Consider the following 2513-nt stretch of genomic DNA (forward strand, 5'->3'; position numbering starts at 1 on the left):
TGATTGACCAAATAAAAAAACAAAACTCAACACTTATTTTTATTTCTATCTCATTAGGAATTATATTAACATGTCTTTCCATGATCGGATTTATCGGAATCATTTTTATGTCAATAAAAAAAAGGCTAACTGATTTAGCTATTTTGTATATACATGGCTCAAGTATTTCAAAATTATTACTTTCTTTATTTTTTGAGTTCACATGTCAGCTCATTATTGCTTCATCTATTTCCTATTTTATTTCTTATTTGTTAACTCATCTGATAAACGATACACCAATATCTCTTTTAACGTTTGGGATTTCATCCTCTTTGTTCTTCATTATTGGAATAATCATTACATTTTTTATTAGAAACAAATTATCTCGTACAGAATTAATTCGCAGCATTAAAGAGGTGTATTAATGTGGAGAAACTAATAATCGATAGTATTTCAAAAAGTTTCAATAAAAGAGAAAAAAGAAATATACTGGATGGAATAAATTTCAAAATCACAAAAGGGGAAATGATTGCAATTACCGGACCGTCGGGTTCAGGAAAATCTACATTACTTAATATAATTGGTTGCATAGATTTCCCTGATGAAGGCTCTATTTACGTAGATAATATTGATGTCAAAAGCCTGTCAATGAAAGAAATAGCTCTACTACGAAATCAAACATTCGGATATGTATTTCAAAATTTCTTACTACTGCCTCAATATACCGTATACGAAAACATTGAATTGCCTCTTTATTACCGAAAAACAAACAAAAAAACACAAAAAAAGGATATAATGGAAACAATACAATATCTGGGTTTATCTGCACTTTATAATAAGTATCCTTCCGAGTTATCTGGAGGACAACAACAAAGAGTTGCTATTGGTCGTGCCTTAGTTGGAAAACCGGATATCATACTTGCGGATGAACCTACGGGCTCACTTGATCAGGAAAACGGTAAAATGGTGCTTAATTACCTAAAAGACTTAAATTCAAAAGGCAGTTCTATCATTATTGTAACACATGATCACTTTATCGCTAATCAATGTAATCGTATCATAAATCTTGTAGACGGAAAAATCAAAGACATATAGAAAGTGAGTGAGGAAAATAAGAAAAATAGTTATCATTTCACTTTTGATAAGTACTTTGTTATTAGGATGTAGTCAAAATAAAGAAGTTAAAAATGACGAAAAATTAATCATTGGGCTAGTTTTTGGAGACACAAATAATGAAGAATTCCAACGTAGATTTGTAGAACCATTTTTAATTTTACACCCAAATGTTGATATAAAAGTCGTATCTGCGATAACAGAAGATCCAGCGACTCATAACCCTAACGGCCCTTATCAAAATGTCGTAAATTTACTAACAGGTACTGAGCCGGTTGATTTATTATTTATGGATTCCTCATTATATCAAATGCTGTCTCAACAAAATCAACTTAAGGAGTTATCTCCCTTTATCAATAAGGATAAGTTTGATATTAATTCTGCTAAAACTTCAGTTATTGATTACTTGAAACAACTTGGAAACGGAAATTTATATGGCCTATCTCCTTCCTTTCAAACAAAGGCTGTTTTTTATAACAAAATGTTGTTCCAAAAAGCTAATCTTGAACCTCCTCATGATTTAATGACTTGGGAGCAATTATTTCAAAAAGCAGAACTATTATCTTTACAACTAAAAGTGGATAATATTTATGGAATAAGCTTTGACAGATACAACGACTCTAACTATTTCAATATTATAAACAACTATTTATCCAGTTTAAATGTGAGAATGTATGATATAAACCAAAAGAAAATGACAGTTGCAACTGATACTTGGAAGGAAAGCTTCCAGCTAATTGATTCATTATTCCAAAAGAACATTACGCCAATAAAATCTGAAGGAGAAGACCTATTTCTTAACAATAAAGTTGGAATAATCATAGAAAACTATAATTATTTTAATTCACTAAAAAAACAAATGCCCAGCAATTTTGACATAGTTACTTATCCAATTCATACCGGATCTCCTCATGTAGGAAGTGAAATTACTTTTAGCAACATTATCGCCATTAATGCCAATGCTAACAATACTGAAGTAGCATGGGAATATCTCAAGTTTATTCACAGCCAAAAATGGGCAAAATCAAATAAAGACATACCTAGTGAATTATTTACATTTTATAATCACAAGGAAGATACCGTATATAATATCGATGCTTTCTATAAGTTGCAATCTTCTATATCAGCAAATTATCAAATGGACTTATACAATAATTTCAAAATAATTAATGATATTAGAATGATAATCACCGAAGGGAACAAACAAATAGAATCTGCAAGGAATAAAGAAAAATCAATCACAGAAGCACTTAACGAATGGGAAGGTTCAGGAAATGAATTATTGAATAGAAATACTAACTAATTTTTTCTATTCTAAATAATTTTGATCTTCTTGCAAAGTCACTTCGCCTCCTATTCGAAGTGACTTTGCATTTAATCACTACTTTTTCACATATTGAGCGAACTTCTGATAATCGCTC

General features: G+C 30.2%; 3 protein-coding genes. All 3 read left to right on the forward strand.

The features are described from left to right. Positions 1–404 (forward strand): FtsX-like permease family protein (locus BBG47_RS30490; protein ID WP_217492545.1); only part of this gene is annotated, 404 nt, incomplete at its 5' end. A 1-nt stretch (position 405) separates the two neighbouring features. Continuing rightward, a complete protein-coding gene (locus BBG47_RS27670; protein ID WP_065294423.1) occupies positions 406–1074 on the forward strand; it encodes an ABC transporter ATP-binding protein in 669 nt (222 codons plus the stop codon). A 7-nt stretch (positions 1075–1081) separates the two neighbouring features. Then, positions 1082–2395, forward strand: coding sequence for an ABC transporter substrate-binding protein (locus BBG47_RS27675; RefSeq protein WP_083189645.1), 1314 nt, complete (start codon positions 1082–1084; stop codon positions 2393–2395). Positions 2396–2513: the final 118 nt, after the last annotated feature.

It is taken from the genome of Paenibacillus sp. KS1 (assembly GCF_001680695.1).
GTDB classification, from domain to species: domain Bacteria; phylum Bacillota; class Bacilli; order Paenibacillales; family Paenibacillaceae; genus Paenibacillus_B; species Paenibacillus_B suaedae.